The sequence below is a fragment of the Arthrobacter mangrovi genome, assembly GCF_026011795.1.
GTDB classification, from domain to species: domain Bacteria; phylum Actinomycetota; class Actinomycetes; order Actinomycetales; family Micrococcaceae; genus Crystallibacter; species Crystallibacter mangrovi.
The window spans coordinates 76,978-91,730 of the sequence record NZ_BRVS01000018.1 but is presented as its reverse complement, the minus strand read 5'-3'; the positions used below and the strand labels follow the sequence as shown (position 1 = coordinate 91,730).

Here is a 14,753-nt window from a genome sequence, read left to right as displayed (position 1 = left end):
GATACGCATGGACAGCGTCACGCAGATCGACCAGTGGCCGGTGGCGAATGCCTCGACGGCCCTTGTGGGCAGGGACGGCAAGGTGCTGGATTCGCACGGCCACCAGCACCGGCCCTACCGGCTGGCGTCGGTGACCAAGCTGCTCAGCGCCTACGCCGTCCTGGTCGCCATCGAGGAGGGCGCGCTCGAGCTGGACCAGCCGGCGGGTCCGGAGGGGTCGACGGTGCGGCACCTGTTGGCGCATTCCAGCGGCTACGATTTCGGCGACCGGACCGTCCGTTTTGCCCCCGGCAGCCGCCGGCTCTACTCGAACGCCGGCTTCGACGTGCTCGGCGAGACCCTCGAGCGGGCCGCCGGCATGCCGTTCGCCGAATACCTCAGCGAAGGAGTCCTCCAGCCGCTGGGCATGGGCGCCACGGAGCTCAACGGCTCCCCCGCGGCCGGTGCGACGTCGACGGTGGCGGACCTGTCGATTTTCGCGGCGGAGCTGCAGCAGCCGAAGCTGCTGGACCCGGCGACGCTCGCCGAGGCTACCACCGTCGTGTTCCCGGGGCTCGCGGGCGTCCTGCCCGGCTTCGGCCGCCAGCCGCACAACGACTGGGGGCTCGGTTTCGAGATCCGCAACGCCAAGGATCCGCACTGGACCGGCTCGGCCAGCTCGCCCGCGACGTTCGGCCACTTCGGCCAGTCCGGGACCTTCCTGTGGGTGGACCCGGAAGCCGGTGCTGCGTGCGTTGTGCTGACGGACCGGGATTTCGGGCCGTGGGCCGCCGAGGCCTGGCCGGCGTACACCGACGCGCTGCTCGCGGACCTCGCCAGCTAAAGTCGGCAGGTCACCAGCGGCCGTTGCGGGGGCGGCGCTGGCACACCGGGCAGGTGTAGGACGAACGGTTCATGAAGGAGTCGCGGCGGATCCTCGTGTCGAGGCCCAGGCCCGCGCAGCGCTGGCAGGGCAGGCCCTCCCGGCCGTAGGCGTTCAGGGACCGGGCGAAGTAGCCGGAGGCGCCGTTGACGTTGACGTACAGCGAGTCGAAGCTTGTACCGCCGGCCTCCAGCGCCCGGTTCATCACGTCCCGGGTCGCCTCCACGAGCGCCAGGGCCTCCTTGCGGCGCAGCGTATCCGTGGGGCGGGCGAAGTGGAGCTTGGCGGCCCACAGCGCCTCGTCGGCGTAGATGTTGCCGACGCCGGAGATCAACCCCTGGTCCAGCAGCGCGCGCTTGATGCCCGTCCTGCGGGCCCGGAGCCGCCGGTAGAAATCGTCGAAGGAGAATGCCGGGTCCAGAGGGTCGCGGGCGATGTGGGCGGCCTCCGCGGGGACCAGCGGCAGCGGCGTCTCCGCCAGCCCGCCGGGGTGGCCGTCCGCGGTGGGCACCAGATCCGCCAGGAACATCCCGCCGAAGATCCGCTGGTCCACGAAGCGCAGTTCGGCCGGCATGGCCCGGCCTTCGGCGTCCAGGGCCGGACTCAGGTCCAGGCGGACCTTGAGGTGTTTTTCGTCCGGAGCATCGGCGTCCTCGATCAGCAGCTGGCCGCTCATGCCCAGATGGGCCATCAGCGCCAGGCGCGGCGCACCGCCGTCGTTCTTGGCGTTCGCGGCAGCCGCGACATCCCCGCGGAAATTACCGCCCGCGGACAGGGGCAGCCAGAGGAATTTGCCGCGCCGGACCGCGTCGACCACGGTGGCGCCTTCGAGGTTGCCGCGCAGGTCCTCGGCGCCGAGGACGTGGCGGCGGATGGAGCGCTCGTCGAGGACCTCGGCCCGGGTGATGGTGCGGCCGCGCACCCAGCGGGCGAGGCCGCGGCGGACGACCTCGACCTCGGGCAGTTCAGGCATCGGCGGTTTCGGCCGCCCGCAGCTGGCGCCAGGAAACGGCTGCGGCTTCCTGCTCCGCTTCCTTCTTGGAGTGTCCCGTGCCCTGGCCGTAGGCGGTGCCGCCGATATGCAGCGTTGCCACGAAGGTGCGGGCGTGGTCCGGGCCGGAACCCTGGACCAGGTATTCCACGCCGCCCATCTTCCGGGCCGCGGCGAGCTCCTGGATGCTGGTCTTCCAGTCCGTACCGGCCCCAAGGGCCTCGGCGTCCGCGAGCAGCGGCGAAATGAGCCGCATGACCATCTGGCGGGCCACCTCAATGCCGTTGGTGAGGTAGGTGGCCCCGATCAGCGCTTCGACGGTGTCGGCCAGGATCGAGGACTTGTCCGCGCCGTTGGTGAGCTTCTCGCCCTGGCCCAGCAGGATGTGCTGGCCGATGCCCAGCTCGCGGGCGATGCCGGCCAGCGCGCGGGTACTGACGACGGCGGAGCGCCGCTTGGCCAGGTCCCCTTCCGGCAGTTCCGGGTTGTCGCGGTAGAGCGCGTCCGTCACGGAGAAGCCGAGGATCGAATCCCCCAGGAACTCCAGCCGTTCGTTGGTAGGCAGGCCGCCGTGCTCGTAGGCGTAGGAACGATGCGTGAGGGCAAGACGAAGCGTCCCGGCGTCGATATCGACGCCGAGACGCTCCAATAGCTCTTCAGTTGAAGGCATGCCGGACGGGATTAGACGTCGGCGACCTTGCGGCCCTTGTACTCAAGGAACAGCGCAGTACCGGCCGAATCGGTGACAACCTTGGCCTGGTGCGGCAGGCTGTAGGTCACGCGGCCGTTTTCGACGGTCTTGACCAGGTTGGGGGCGGTAGCCTTCCACTGGGAACGGCGTGCGCGCGTATTCGAGCGGGACATCTTCCGCTTGGGAACAGCCACGGCTAACTCTCTTCTCTCTCGTCTGACTCTGTACTTGTTGGTGCCTTGTCGGCAACCGTGCCGGCCAGCCCGGCAAGGGCTGCCCAGCGAGGATCCAAGACCTCATGGTGGTGACCCGGATCCTCTTCAAGGCGCATCCCGCATTCAGGGCACAAGCCTTGGCAGTCTTCCCGGCACACCGGCTGGAACGGCAGGGCTGTCACCACTGCGTCCCGCAACACCGGTTCGAGATCGATGGAATCGTGCTCAACCCGCCGCTGCTCTTCAGCCTCTTCATCATCCGGGCCCTGATCCTGAGAATCAAATCCCTCGAAGTAGAAGAGTTCCTGCACCCTAACGGCCTGCTCGTAGGCGATGGGATCCAGGCAGCGCCCGCATTCACCGGTGACGGTGACGGTGGCGGTGCCGGAAACCAGGACACCTTCGTGGACAGACTCGAGCCTGAGATCCAGCTCCATGTCGGAGCCTTCCTCCACGCCAATGAGTGCCACACCGAAATCCTTCGGCGTTGGTACATGTTCATTCAGGGTCCGCATGCTGCCGGGGCTGCGCCCGACATCCTTGACTCCGATGATCAATCGTGAATTCTGATCATGATTCATGACCACGTTAATGCGAACTCCCTACTGAACATACGACCGACGAACCATCATAGCCTGAACTGCGGCGCAGCCCCAAATGGGCGGACCCGCCTACTCGGCCTTCTCCTGGCGGATCCGCTCCAGCACCGCCTTCGGCACGAACTCGGAAATATCACCGCCGAGCGCGGCCACTTCCTTCAGCAGGGTCGAGGACAGGTGGGTGTAGCTGCTCTCGGCCGGCAGGAAGATGGTCTCGACGCCGGTGAGATGGCGGTTCATGTGCGCCATCGGCAGTTCGTAATGGTAGTCCTGCGTGGTGCGCAGGCCCTTGAGGATCACGTTCGCGCCGTGGCTGCGGCAGAACTCGGCGAGCAGCCCCTCCCCCATGGGCTCGACCGTGACGCCGCGCAGGTAGGAGAGGGTCTGGGTCGCCATCTGGAGGCGGGTCTGCAGGTCGAAGCGGTACTTCTTCGCATAGTTGGTCGAGACGGCGACGATGACCTCGTCGTACATGCTGGCGGCACGGGCGATGATCTCGACGTGTCCGTTGTGCAGGGGGTCATAGGATCCGGGGCAGACGGCGCGGCGCATATCTACGAATCTAGCCCATCCAACCGGCACGCTGCAGCATCCGCGGCCTATACCAGTGGTATTACTGGGAAGCATGAGCAGAACCGACAGGACCCTGGCCCAGGGACACCCCGGCAGCACCGACGCACCGTGGCGGCGGGCGGCCGCCGGCGCCAACCTGCTGGGCGCCGACGGCCGCCTGGACGCGACAATCTTCGAAGAGATCACTACGCTGGCCGTCCGTACCGGCGCCATCAACCTGGGGCAGGGCTTCCCGGATGAGGACGGACCCCGGATCATGGCCGAGGCGGCCCGCGACGCCATCGCCTCCGGCGCGAACCAGTACGCACCGGGCAAGGGCATTCCCGCGCTGCGCGAGGCCATCGCCGCCCACCAGCAGCGCTTCTACGGTCTGGAGCTCGACCCCGACAGCCAGGTGGTGGTGACCACCGGCGCCACCGAGGCGATCGCGGCGGCGCTGCTGGCGCTCACCGGGCCCGGGGACGAAGTCCTGACCTTCGAGCCCTTCTACGATTCATACGGCGCGGTCATCGGGCTCAGCGGCGCCACCCACACCACCAGCCCGCTGGCCGCCCCGGACTTCCATCCGGACCTTGAGGCACTGGAGGCCGCGGTCAGCGACCGCACGCGCGCCATCCTGGTCAACAACCCGCACAACCCGATGGGCAGCGTCTTCACGCGGGCGGAACTCACCCGCATCGTGGAGCTGGCGAACCGGCATGACGCCATCATCATCACGGACGAGGTCTACGAACACCTGACCTTCGGCGTCGAGCACATCCCGGTGGCTACCCTGCCCGGAGCCGCCGAACGCACCCTGACCATCTCCTCGGCGGGGAAGACTTTCTCCTTCACCGGGTGGAAGGTCGGCTGGGTCAGCGGTCCCGCCGAACTCGTCGCGGCCGTCCGGACCGTCAAGCAGTTCCTGAGCTATTCCTCCGGTACCCCGTTCCAGCCCGCGGTGGCGGCGGGGCTGGCCCTGGAGCAGGAGTTCTTCAACGGCATCTCCTCGAGCCTGCAGGCCAAGCGGGACATCCTCGCCGAGGGGCTGCGCGCCGCCGGCCTGGAGGTCTTCCTGCCGGAGGGCACCTACTTCATCAATGTCGACGCGGCGCCGCTGGGCGTCACTGACGCCACCGCCCTGGCCTACCGGCTGCCCGAACTGGTCGGCGTCGCGGCCATTCCGGTTCCGGTCTTCTGCCACCCGGAAGGAGCCGAACGGACCAAGTCGCTGCTGCGCTTCGCCTTCTGCAAGCGCGCGGAAGTGCTCGAGGAAGCCGCGTCCCGGCTCGCCGGGCTCAGGGAACGGCTCTAGCCGGTGGCCGGACGCTTCCTGCGCGGGGCAGGGCTGCACGCAGAGATCTTTCCCGACGAACGGATCCCCGGCAGCTACATCCTGTCGATCGGCGGAGCCGAGCAGTCGCACGTGAACCTGTTGCACCCGCAGGAGGTCTTCTACGAGTACCTGCGGCGGATCGCCAATGTCGCGGACCTCGCGGCGCCGGCGGGAGCACCCGTGCGCTGCCTGCATCTGGGCGCCGGGGCGCTGACGCTGGCCCGCTACCTGCAGGCGACCAGGCCGGGTTCCGAACAGCACGCGGTGGAACTCGAACGCGAACTGCTCGACTTCGTCGTCGACCAGCTGCCGCTGCCCGAAGGCACGGACCTGACCGTGTACATCGGCGACGCCCGGCACGAGGTGGCGTTCGGCGACGTCGACGGACCCTTCGACCTGGTGGTCCTGGACGTCTTCGCGGGCGAGGATGCACCGGAGCACCTGACGACGGCGGATTTCTACGCCGAGCTGCTGGAACTGCTGTCGCCGCATGGCGTGCTGCTGGTGAACATCGGAGACGACCCGCCGCTCGCCTTCGCCAAGCGCCAGCTCGGCGCGGTGCTCGAGTCCACACCGCACGCCGCGCTGCTGGCCGACGCCTCCATGTTCAGCTGCCGCCACCCCGGGAACGTGGTCGTCGCGGCGCGGCGCGAGCCCTGGCCGCAGGAGTGGACGGCGGCGCTGCTCGCGGCAGGACCGCATCCGGCCGGCGTGCTGACCGGAGCCGAGCTCAGGAGTTTTGCGGGCTGACCTCGGCCGGCTCGGCGAACCACAGCTGCGTTTCCCCGTATTTTCGGTCCGAGAAGCACTCCAGCCCGGCGGGCCATTGCGGCTGGGGCGAGCGGGAGGAACGTTCGACGACGACGACGGCGCCCTCCGCGAGCACCGGCACCAGGAGCCCGAGGACGTGGGCGAGCTTGTCATCGGTGAGCGGATAAGGCGGATCCATCAGCACCAGGTTGTAGTGACCGCCTCCGGGCAGCTTCGACAGGAACCCTTCGACCCCGGTGCGGTGCACCTGGACCACGCGGCGCCGCAGCACCGTGTTGACCTGGTCCGCGTTGCGCCGGCACACCGACGCCGCCTTGTCCGCCTGTTCGACCAGCTCCACCCGGGCGGCGCCCCGGCTGGCGCATTCGACGCCGAGTGCCCCCGAGCCCGCGTAGAGGTCCAGCACCACCGCATCGTGCAGGACGCCGTACGCCTCCAGCCGGGAGAACAATGCCTCCTTCACCCGGTCCGTGGTCGGCCTGGTCGCGGAGCCCGGGACGTTCGCCAGCGCCAGTCCTCCGGCCGTGCCCGCAATGATCCGGCTCATGCGTCAGCCCCGCTCAAGGAAGGCCTCCTTCTCCGGGTTCAGGTAAAGCTCGATTGCTTCGGCCAGTTCCGGGTAGTCTCCGAGCTGCGCGTCATGCTCGATGATCGCCGCCGCATCCCGGCGCGCCTGTTCGATGATGGGCTCGTCCTTGATGACCCGCAGCAGCTTCAGCGTGGACTTGCCGCCGGACTGCGTGGAGCCGAGGATGTCTCCTTCGCGGCGCAGCTTCAGGTCCTCCTGGGACAGCGCGAAGCCGTCGGTCGTCGAGGCCACCGCCTGGAGCCGGTCCCGGCTCGGATGGCCGGGCTCCAGCTGGGTGACCAAAAGGCAGGTCCCGGGCAGTCCGCCGCGGCCCACGCGGCCGCGCAGCTGGTGGAGCTGCGAAATGCCGAACCGGTCCGCATCCTGGATCACCATGAGCGTGGCGTTGTGCACGTCGACGCCTACCTCGATCACGGTGGTGGACACCAGCAGGTCCAGCCGGCCCTCGGCGAACGCTGCCATCGTGGCGCTCTTTTCCTCCGGGTCAAGCCGTCCGTGCAGCGTGCCGATCCGCACCCCGGAGAGCACCGGGAGCGAGGCGAGCGCCTGGACGGTCTGCTGCACGGAGGCCAGCGGCCGCCCTTCCTCGTCGTCGTCCGCCGTAGGCTCCAGCGACGCGGGGTCCTCGCTCTCGCCGTCTCCGATTTTGGGACAGACAACGTAGACCTGGCGTCCGGCGTCGATCTCTTCCTTGGCACGCTCCCAGATGCGCGTGCCCCACGCCGGGTGTTCGGCGAGGCCCACCATGTGGGTGCTGATCGGCGCCCGGCCTGCCGGAAGCTCGCGCAGCACCGACGTTTCGAGGTCGCCGAACACGGTCATCGCGACGGTCCGCGGGATCGGCGTCGCCGTCATCACGAGCAGGTGCGGCGGGCGCACGGCGCGGGAGCGGAGGGCGTCCCGCTGTTCGACGCCGAAGCGGTGCTGTTCGTCCACGACGATCAGCCCCAGGTCGAAATACTGCACCTCGTCGGAGAGCAGGGCGTGGGTTCCGATGATGATGCCGGCCTCCCCGGAGGCGATGTCCAGCAGGGCCTTCCGCCGGGCGGAGCCGGTCACGGATCCGGTGAGCAGCACCGCCCGCGTTCCCTCCGCGTCGCCGCCGAGCATGCCGGCCTCGGCCAGCGGCCCCAGCGTGCGGCGGATGGAATCATAGTGCTGGCCGGCGAGGACTTCGGTCGGCGCCAGCAGCGCCGCCTGCCCGCCCGCGTCGATGACCTGCAGCATGGCACGCAGCGCCACCAGCGTCTTGCCGGAGCCCACCTCGCCCTGCAGCAGCCGGTTCATCGGGTGGTCGGCGGCGAGTTCGGCGGCCAAGGTTTCGCCGACCTCGCGCTGGCCCGCGGTCAGCGTGAACGGCAGCGAAGCATCGAACCGCTCCAGCAGCGCGCCGGGCTTATGCGGGCGGGCTGTGGCCTCCTCCGCCGCCGCCTGTGCGCGCCGGCGGGCCAGGGCGGTCTGCAGGATCAGCGCCTCCTGGTAGCGGAACCGGTCCTGGGCCTTCAGCGCGGTCTCGAACTCGTCCGGCAGGTGGATGTTGCGGTAGGCGTCGCCCAGCGAGTACAGGCGGTCCCGGATCGCGATGTCCGCCGGCACCGGGTCCGGCACCCTGTCGAAGTCGACGCTGTCCAGCAGGACCTCGACCGCCGACCGGATCCGCCAGCTCGCCACCTTGGCCGTGGCGGGATAGACCGGAACCGGGCGGCGGGCGGCATCGGCGTCGAACTCGGATTCGTCCCCGAGCAGCACGTACTCCGGGTTGGTCAGCGTCAGACTGTCCCGATAGGTGGAGACCTTGCCGGCGAACATGGCCAGCGTGCCGGGCGTCAGCTCCTTGGCGGCGCGGTAGGCGTTGAAGAAGGTGAGGGCGACCGAGCTGTGCCTGCCGCCGAGGCCGTCGGTGACAACGACGTCGGTGATCGACCCCTTGCGGGCCCGCATCTGGCGGGAGCGGCTGCTCAGGACGCGCGCCACGAGGGTCACGTCCTCGTCCATCGGCAGGTCGGCAATGGGGGTCAGCTCGCCGCGCTTGAGGTACTTGCGCGGAAAGTAATTGAGCAGGTCCGCGGTGGTCCGCAGGCCCAGGTGCTTCTCCAGGACATTGGCGGTGCGTTTGCCGACCCGGCGCTCGAGGGGCAGCGCCAGTTCCGGGGGTTGCCGATCAGTCATGGGCCTCGTAGGCCGGCGCCGCAAGGTCCGTCACGGACAGGTTGCTCGGCTCCCCGAAGGACCGGATGGCGGCCAGCGCCGGATCGGCGGCGGGAACATGGGCATGGATGCGCCAGCGGTAGCCGCCCTCCACCTCCGTCACGGCGCTGAGGATCACGGAGTCCCCGAGCTCGTCCAGCTGCAGCCGCAGCGTCGCGGCGTCCAGCGGACTGAGGTTGATGGTGCACATGACCTCGACGCCCTCGTGGGCATGGTCCAGGTGGATGTGCGGGTCCTGGACGCTGTACCCGTGGAGCCCGTCCAGCAGCTCCGGCTGGAGTTCCTCGCCCAAGGCGCTCGCGCGGAGGGTGTCGAGGATGAGCAGGAAGCCCACGGCGCCCGCGTCCACCACCTCCGCGGCTGCCAGCGGGCCCAGCTGGTCCTCCGTCTCCACCACCGCTTCCAGGGCGGCGGCAACGACCGCCTCCAGCGTGGCGGCCAAAGCATGGTTCGAATGGTCCCCGGCATGCACCGGGTCCCCGGTGTTGGCCGCGCGGGAGACGGCCTCGATCACGGACAGCATCGTGCCCGGCACCGGGTCGCTCAGGGCCGACCAGCAGCGGATCTCCGCGCGCTGCAGCGCTGCGGCCAGCAGCGGGCCGGTCAGCCGGGTGGTGCCGTGCAGCGGCTCGGAGAGCGCCGAGAGGAAAACCGAGAACAGGGTTCCGCTGTTGCCCCGGGCCTCCTCCATTGCCGCTTGGCCGGCAGCTGCCAGCAGCTCGCCCACGTCCGTGGTCTCCGCCTCCGCGGCTGCGAGGGCGGCGGACCGCACGGTCAGGTAGAGGTTGGTTCCGGTGTCACCGTCCGCGACCGGGAAAATATTGATCGCGTTCAGCCGGTCGCTGTGATTGCCCAGTACCACTTCCGCTTTGCCGAGCCAGCGTTTCAACGCCTGCGCATTCGCGGCTACTTTTGTCTGCAAGTCGGTCCGTTCCCGTGGCCGCCGGCGCGCTGGCCCGCGGCGTCTTTCAGTTCTGAGGCGTTAACCGAGCCTACCGCAGAGAATCTGCGGCGGGGATAACGTTTTGGCATGCCGCGCGGAACAAGAGCCGAAATTCTTCTGCTTCCGGCAGCCGATAGGCTGGATCCATGCACCGAAATCCGTCCGCGAAGCGCGTGCCCCTCCTGCTCCTCGGTGCCGGGGTGGTCATGGCGGCCTCCGCATGTTCCCCGATCGTCGATGTCGAGCCGGCCGAAGACGCGGCCAACCCCGCCTGCGCTCCCATGATGGTCATACTCCCCCAGTTCGTTGCGGACTTCCCGCGCCGCGAGACGTCCAGCCAGGCGACCGCGGCTTGGGGAGACCCGTCCCGCGTGATCCTCAGGTGCGGTGTTCCGGCCCCCGGTCCGACGACGGACCAGTGCGTCAACGTCAACGGGATCGACTGGGTGCTGCGCGAAGGCGACGGCACCTGGACCGCCGTCACCTACGGACGCACTCCGGCCACAGAACTGGTCTTCAACCCGGACGAGGTGGCGGAAAGCACCATCCTGGTGGACCTGGCGGACGCGGCGGCCAAGATCCCGCAGACCGACAGGTGCCTGGGCGCTGGAGACACCCTCGAAGTTCCGTAGGCGCGCCGGCAGCCGGCTGGCGCAGCCCGGTAGGCCGGCTAGCGGAGCCCGGTAGACCGGCTAGCGCAGCCCGGTAGGCCGGCTGAGCGCCAGGTGGATCAGCTCGTCGATCAGCTCCGTGTACGGCAGGCCGGACTTGGCCCACATCTGCGGGTACATGCTGATCGGCGTGAACCCGGGCATCGTGTTGATCTCGTTGATGACCAGCCCGCCGTCCGGGGTATAGAAGAAGTCCGCCCGCGAGAGGCCTTCGGCTCCCACGGCGTCGAAGGCCCGCGCAGCCAGCTCCCGCACCCGCGCCGTCGCGTCGTCGGGCAGCTCGGCGGGGCAGCTCAGCGCGGCCGCCGCGCCGTCCACGTATTTGGCTTCGAAATCGTAGAAGGCATGCTCGCCCGGCTGCACCGCGATCTCGCCGGGCAGGCTCGTGCGCGGATCCTCGATGCCGCGGCCCTGCAGGACGGCGACCTCGATCTCCCGTCCGGGGATGCCGGCTTCCACGACCACCTTGGGGTCATGCCCGCGGGCGATTTCGACGGCGGAACGCAGCTGCGCCGCCTCCGTCACCCGAGTGATCCCCATGGAGGAACCGGCTCGGGCGGGCTTGACGAACACCGGGAAGCCCAGCGCGGCGGCACGCTGCAGCGCGGCTTCCGGGTCCCGCTGCCACTGCCGGTCCGTGATGACCTCGTACGGTCCCACCTCGAGTCCTGCGGCGGCGAAGGCCAGCTTCATGAAGTGCTTGTCCATCCCCACGGCCGAGGCGAGCACACCCGCGCCGACGTAGCGGACGTCCGCCATCTCGAGCATGCCCTGCAGCGTGCCGTCTTCGCCGAACGGGCCGTGCAGCAGCGGCAGCACCACATCGATGCGCCCCATGCTCCGGGTCGATTCGGGACCGGTCCGCATCAGCAGCTCCGCGGCCGAATCCCGTGCGGCCAGCATCACCTGCTCCGCCGAGTCCGGGACCTCCGGCAGCTGGCCGGCCGTGAGGGTCCATTCCTGCGGATCCGCGTTGACCAGCACCCACTGGCCGTTCCGCGCGATCCCCACCGGAACGACGTCGTACTTGTCCTTGTCGATCGCCGCGAGCACTCCCGCGGCGGTCACGCAGCTGACGGAATGTTCGCTGGAACGGCCGCCGAACAGCACGGCCACGCGGGGCTTGGTGCCGGATTCCGGCTCGGTCGCATCGAAAGAGGTCAAAGTCACTGGTCCTGCTCGCCTTCTGATTTGAGTTCACGCGTCAGCAGCCGCGGTGCGAGGTCCTCCACGGAGATCTCCCCCTCCAGCACGGCCACCACGCTTTCGGTAATCGGCATTTCCACGCCCATGTGGTTGGCCAGGTCCAGCACGGCGCGGCCGGACTTGATGCCTTCGGCCGTCTGGGTCATGCGCAGGTTGACCTCGTCGAGGCTTAGCCCCTCGCCCAGCAGCCGGCCGGCGGTGTGGTTGCGCGAAAGCGGCGAGGAACACGTCGCCACCAGGTCGCCCAGCCCGGCGAGTCCGGCCATGGTTTCGACCTCCCCGCCGAGGGCGAGGGTCAGGCGGGTGGTTTCGGCCAGGCCGCGGGTGATCACGGAGGCCTTGGTGTTGTCGCCCATGTGCTTGCCGTCGCAGATGCCGACGCAGAGCGCGATAACGTTCTTGACGATCCCGCCGATTTCCACGCCCACGACGTCCGTGTTGGTGTACGGCCGGAAGTAGCTGGCCGTGCAGGTGTTGGCGATCCACTGCGCGACCTCGCGGTCCGTGCATGCGACCACGGAGGCGGTGGGTTCCTTCCGGGCGATCTCCATCGCCAGGTTGGGTCCCGAAATGACCGCGACGCGCTCGTCCGGCAGGCCGAGTTCCTCCTTGATCACCTCGCTCATGCGCGCGTCCGTGCCGCGTTCCAGCCCCTTCATCAGGGAAACTACGACGGCGGTGTCCTCCAGCAGCGGCTTCCAGCCCGCCAGCTGCGGGCGCAAGGTTTGGGCCGGGACGGCCAGGACCACCAGGTCCGCGCCGGCGAGCACCTTGGCGACATCCGCGGAGGCGCCCAGATTCTCCGGCAGGACGATGTCCTTGAGGTACTTGGAGTTCAGGTGGCTGGTATTGATCTCTTCCGCCACCTCGGCCCGGCGGGCCCAGAGACGGACCTCCAGTTCCGGATGGGCGTCGGCAACGACCTTGGCGAACGTGGTGCCCCAGCTGCCGGCGCCAAGCACGGCTACCGCGGCCGGCAGGCCCGTCCGCGCGCTCACGCCTGGTCCTCCGGCAGCGCCCCCCGCTCGAAATCCCGGCCCGTGGGGCTCTGCCCGCGCTGGGCAGGATCCCACCGGGTGGCCGGAGCCTCCTCATTGCGGAGCCCCTCCAATAGCTCGGTGATGGCGTCCATGATCTTGTTCGTGGCCGCCTCCAGCACCGTTTTGGTCACCGGAAGGCCCTCGAACTCGCTCAGGTCCACCGGCGGGCCGGCGACGACGCGCGCGGTCTTGCGCGGGAACAGGTGCAGCTTCTTCGCGTAGCGCGGAAGGAGCTCGTTGGCGCCCCAGTGCGCCACCGGTACCACGGGCGCCCCCGTCTGGAGCGCCAGCCGCGCGGCTCCGGTCCGGCCGCGCATCGGCCAGAGATCGGGATCGCGGGTCAGTGTGCCCTCGGGGTAGATGATGACCGCTCCGCCCTCGTCCATGACGCTGCGCGCGGTCTCCAGCGAACGGTTGGCTCCGGCGCTGCTTCGCTCCACGGGAATCTGCCGGGAGGCGCCCAGGATCTTGCCGACCACCGGAATGTTGAACAGCGACGCCTTCGCGAGGAAGTGCGGGAGATGGCCGTGGTTGTAGATGTAGTGCCCCACGACCAGCGGGTCGATCTCCGTGTTGTGGTTCGGGCAGACGATGAAGCCGCGGTCCTTGGGCAGATGCCCGCCGCCGCTCCACTGACGTCCCAGCACCAGGTCCAGGACCGGCCGGACCAGCACGGCCACCGTTCCGAGGGTGGCACGTTCCTTGCGTCCCGCTTTCATTCCTTGCGCCGGCGCCTCAGACAATGTCGAAATCCGCGCCGAGGCTTTCCAGCTTGGACTGGAACCGTTCGTAACCGCGGTTGATCAGCTCAAGGCCGGTCACCCGGGACGTTCCGGTGGCGGCCAGGGCCGCGATCAGGTGGCTGAAGCCGCCGCGCAGGTCCGGGATGTCGATGTCCGCGCCGCGCAGCTGCGTCGGTCCGGAGATGACGGCCGAGTGCAGGAAGTTGCGCTGGCCGAAGCGGCAGGGCACGCTGCCCAGGCACTCGCGGTGCAGCTGGATGTTTGCGCCCATCCGGACCAGGGCCTGGGTGAAGCCGAAGCGGTTTTCGTAGACGGTCTCGTGCACGATCGACACGCCGGCAGCCTGGGTCAGGGCGACCACCAGCGGCTGCTGCCAGTCCGTCATGAAGCCCGGGTGCACGTCCGTCTCGAGCACGAGCGGCGAGAGCTTGCCGCCGGTGTGGCGGAACCGGATGCCTTGGTCGTCAATGTCGAATTCGCCGCCGATCTTGCGGAACGTGTTCAGGAACGCGGTCAGGTCCGCCTGGACCGCGCCCTCCACATAGATGTCGCCCTCGGTCACCAGCGCGGCCGATGCCCACGAGGCGGCCTCGTTGCGGTCCGGCAGCGCGCGGTGGTTGAAGCCGCGCAGCTGCTCCACGCCCTCGATCCGGATCACGCGGTCCGTCTGCACGCTGATGATCGCGCCCATCTTCTGCAGCACCGCGATCAGGTCCATGATTTCCGGCTCGATCGCCGCGCCGCTGAGCTCGGTGATGCCCTCGGCGCGCGTGGCGGTCAGCAGGACCTGTTCCGTGGCGCCGACGCTCGGGTAGGGCAGCGAGAGCTTGGCGCCCTTGAGGCCCTTCGGCGCGGAGATGGAAATGCCGCCCTCGCGCTTGTCCACGACGGCGCCGAACTGGCGCAGCACCTCGAGGTGGTAGTCGATCGGCCGGTCCCCGATGCGGCAGCCGCCGAGGTCCGGGATGAAGGCCTCGCCGATGCTGTGGATCAGCGGCCCGCAGAACAGGATCGGGATCCGGGAATCGCCGGCGTGCGCATCGATGTCCTTCATCTGCGCCGTCTTGACGTGCGACGGATCCAGCGTCAGGTCGCCCGAAACCGGGTCCTTCGCCACATCCACGCCATGGAGGCGCAGCAGGCTGGTGACGACGTCGACGTCCTTGATCTCCGGCACGTTCCGGAGCACCGACGGCTCGTTGCCGAGCAGCGAGGCGACCATCGCCTTGGGGACCAGGTTCTTGGCTCCCCGTACGGATACCTTTCCCGTGAGCGGGACTCCACCGCGAATGGTCAAAACGCTTGCCATAAACACCTGATTCCTTAAATTGGCAGG

16 protein-coding genes are annotated in these 14,753 nt (G+C 69.0%); 4 read left to right on the top strand and 12 right to left on the bottom strand.

The window, feature by feature from the left end; genetic code table 11:
* Window positions 1-7: 7 nt before the first annotated feature.
* The gene (locus AHIS1636_RS14710; RefSeq protein ID WP_264796588.1) at window positions 8-823 is read left to right on the top strand and encodes a serine hydrolase domain-containing protein; all 816 of its coding nucleotides are present in this window, start codon (window positions 8-10) and stop codon (window positions 821-823) included.
* 10 nt (window positions 824-833) lie between these two features.
* Here the strand turns inward: AHIS1636_RS14710 and mutM are convergent, their stop codons facing one another.
* From mutM to coaD, 5 genes are all read right to left on the bottom strand, one after another.
* Complete coding sequence (gene mutM, locus AHIS1636_RS14705; protein ID WP_264796587.1) at window positions 834-1,835, bottom strand: bifunctional DNA-formamidopyrimidine glycosylase/DNA-(apurinic or apyrimidinic site) lyase; 1,002 nt, start codon at window positions 1,833-1,835, stop codon at window positions 834-836.
* Window positions 1,828-2,523 carry a ribonuclease III gene (rnc, locus tag AHIS1636_RS14700; protein ID WP_264796586.1) on the bottom strand — a complete coding sequence of 232 codons (696 nt, stop codon included), beginning with the start codon at window positions 2,521-2,523 and terminating at the stop codon, window positions 1,828-1,830. Before rnc ends, mutM begins: the two co-directional genes overlap by 8 nt.
* 11 nt (window positions 2,524-2,534) lie before the next feature.
* Window positions 2,535-2,738 carry a 50S ribosomal protein L32 gene (rpmF, locus tag AHIS1636_RS14695; RefSeq protein WP_055240805.1) on the bottom strand — a complete coding sequence of 68 codons (204 nt, stop codon included), beginning with the start codon at window positions 2,736-2,738 and terminating at the stop codon, window positions 2,535-2,537.
* A 2-nt stretch (window positions 2,739-2,740) separates the two neighbouring features.
* Entirely contained in the window at window positions 2,741-3,340 is a 600-nt protein-coding gene (locus AHIS1636_RS14690; protein ID WP_373875853.1) for a YceD family protein, read from the bottom strand.
* Window positions 3,341-3,430: 90 nt separating this feature from the next.
* Window positions 3,431-3,910, bottom strand: coding sequence for a pantetheine-phosphate adenylyltransferase (gene coaD / locus AHIS1636_RS14685; RefSeq protein ID WP_264796585.1), 480 nt, complete (start codon window positions 3,908-3,910; stop codon window positions 3,431-3,433).
* A 73-nt stretch (window positions 3,911-3,983) separates the two neighbouring features.
* On the opposite strand from coaD, the gene AHIS1636_RS14680 reads away from it, so the two are divergent.
* Together AHIS1636_RS14680 and AHIS1636_RS14675 are read left to right on the top strand one after the other, a co-directional pair.
* Window positions 3,984-5,225 (top strand): aminotransferase class I/II-fold pyridoxal phosphate-dependent enzyme, encoded by a 1,242-nt coding sequence (locus AHIS1636_RS14680; protein WP_264796584.1) that lies wholly within the window; start codon window positions 3,984-3,986, stop codon window positions 5,223-5,225.
* A 3-nt stretch (window positions 5,226-5,228) separates the two neighbouring features.
* Entirely contained in the window at window positions 5,229-5,996 is a 768-nt protein-coding gene (locus AHIS1636_RS14675; RefSeq protein WP_264796583.1) for a spermidine synthase, read from the top strand.
* Here the strand turns inward: AHIS1636_RS14675 and rsmD are convergent.
* From rsmD to AHIS1636_RS14660, 3 genes are read right to left on the bottom strand one after another with little or no spacing between them, the layout of a single operon-like run.
* Window positions 5,977-6,564 carry a 16S rRNA (guanine(966)-N(2))-methyltransferase RsmD gene (gene rsmD, locus AHIS1636_RS14670; protein ID WP_264796582.1) on the bottom strand — a complete coding sequence of 196 codons (588 nt, stop codon included), beginning with the start codon at window positions 6,562-6,564 and terminating at the stop codon, window positions 5,977-5,979. The genes AHIS1636_RS14675 and rsmD overlap by 20 nt on opposite strands.
* A gap of 3 nt (window positions 6,565-6,567) precedes the next feature.
* Complete coding sequence (locus AHIS1636_RS14665; protein ID WP_264796581.1) at window positions 6,568-8,775, bottom strand: ATP-dependent DNA helicase RecG; 2,208 nt, start codon at window positions 8,773-8,775, stop codon at window positions 6,568-6,570.
* Window positions 8,768-9,703, bottom strand: a complete 936-nt coding sequence (locus AHIS1636_RS14660; RefSeq protein ID WP_264796666.1) for a DAK2 domain-containing protein — start codon at window positions 9,701-9,703, stop codon at window positions 8,768-8,770. Before AHIS1636_RS14660 ends, AHIS1636_RS14665 begins: the two co-directional genes overlap by 8 nt.
* Window positions 9,704-9,903: 200 nt before the next feature.
* On the opposite strand from AHIS1636_RS14660, the gene AHIS1636_RS14655 reads away from it, so the two are divergent.
* On the top strand, window positions 9,904-10,389 hold the full coding sequence (locus AHIS1636_RS14655; protein WP_264796580.1) for a DUF3515 domain-containing protein: 486 nt from the start codon (window positions 9,904-9,906) through the stop codon (window positions 10,387-10,389).
* A gap of 60 nt (window positions 10,390-10,449) precedes the next feature.
* On the opposite strand, the gene AHIS1636_RS14650 is transcribed toward AHIS1636_RS14655, so the two are convergent.
* Genes AHIS1636_RS14650 through murA form a run of 4 tightly spaced genes read right to left on the bottom strand, consistent with a single transcriptional unit; the run spans window position 10,450 to window position 14,726 of the window.
* On the bottom strand, window positions 10,450-11,592 hold the full coding sequence (locus tag AHIS1636_RS14650) for a D-alanine--D-alanine ligase family protein (RefSeq protein WP_373875857.1): 1,143 nt from the start codon (window positions 11,590-11,592) through the stop codon (window positions 10,450-10,452).
* 2 nt (window positions 11,593-11,594) lie between these two features.
* On the bottom strand, window positions 11,595-12,632 hold the full coding sequence (locus AHIS1636_RS14645; RefSeq protein ID WP_264796578.1) for an NAD(P)H-dependent glycerol-3-phosphate dehydrogenase: 1,038 nt from the start codon (window positions 12,630-12,632) through the stop codon (window positions 11,595-11,597).
* Window positions 12,629-13,393: a lysophospholipid acyltransferase family protein gene (locus AHIS1636_RS14640; protein WP_264796577.1), complete on the bottom strand. Its 765-nt coding sequence runs from the start codon at window positions 13,391-13,393 to the stop codon at window positions 12,629-12,631. Before AHIS1636_RS14640 ends, AHIS1636_RS14645 begins: the two co-directional genes overlap by 4 nt.
* 16 nt (window positions 13,394-13,409) lie before the next feature.
* Window positions 13,410-14,726: a UDP-N-acetylglucosamine 1-carboxyvinyltransferase gene (murA, locus tag AHIS1636_RS14635; RefSeq protein ID WP_264796576.1), complete on the bottom strand. Its 1,317-nt coding sequence runs from the start codon at window positions 14,724-14,726 to the stop codon at window positions 13,410-13,412.
* Between the last annotated feature and the right edge of the window lie 27 nt (window positions 14,727-14,753).

Coding starts and splice junctions, on each gene's coding strand:
- AHIS1636_RS14710 (WP_264796588.1), top strand. CDS start 8: ATGGACAGCGTCACGCAGATCGACCAGTGGCCGGTGGCGAATGCCTCG.
- mutM (WP_264796587.1), bottom strand. CDS start 1,835: ATGCCTGAACTGCCCGAGGTCGAGGTCGTCCGCCGCGGCCTCGCCCGC.
- rnc (WP_264796586.1), bottom strand. CDS start 2,523: ATGCCTTCAACTGAAGAGCTATTGGAGCGTCTCGGCGTCGATATCGAC.
- AHIS1636_RS14690 (WP_373875853.1), bottom strand. CDS start 3,340: ATGAATCATGATCAGAATTCACGATTGATCATCGGAGTCAAGGATGTC.
- coaD (WP_264796585.1), bottom strand. CDS start 3,910: ATGCGCCGCGCCGTCTGCCCCGGATCCTATGACCCCCTGCACAACGGA.
- AHIS1636_RS14680 (WP_264796584.1), top strand. CDS start 3,984: ATGAGCAGAACCGACAGGACCCTGGCCCAGGGACACCCCGGCAGCACC.
- rsmD (WP_264796582.1), bottom strand. CDS start 6,564: ATGAGCCGGATCATTGCGGGCACGGCCGGAGGACTGGCGCTGGCGAAC.
- AHIS1636_RS14665 (WP_264796581.1), bottom strand. CDS start 8,775: ATGACTGATCGGCAACCCCCGGAACTGGCGCTGCCCCTCGAGCGCCGG.
- AHIS1636_RS14655 (WP_264796580.1), top strand. CDS start 9,904: ATGCACCGAAATCCGTCCGCGAAGCGCGTGCCCCTCCTGCTCCTCGGT.
- AHIS1636_RS14640 (WP_264796577.1), bottom strand. CDS start 13,393: ATGAAAGCGGGACGCAAGGAACGTGCCACCCTCGGAACGGTGGCCGTG.
- murA (WP_264796576.1), bottom strand. CDS start 14,726: ATGGCAAGCGTTTTGACCATTCGCGGTGGAGTCCCGCTCACGGGAAAG.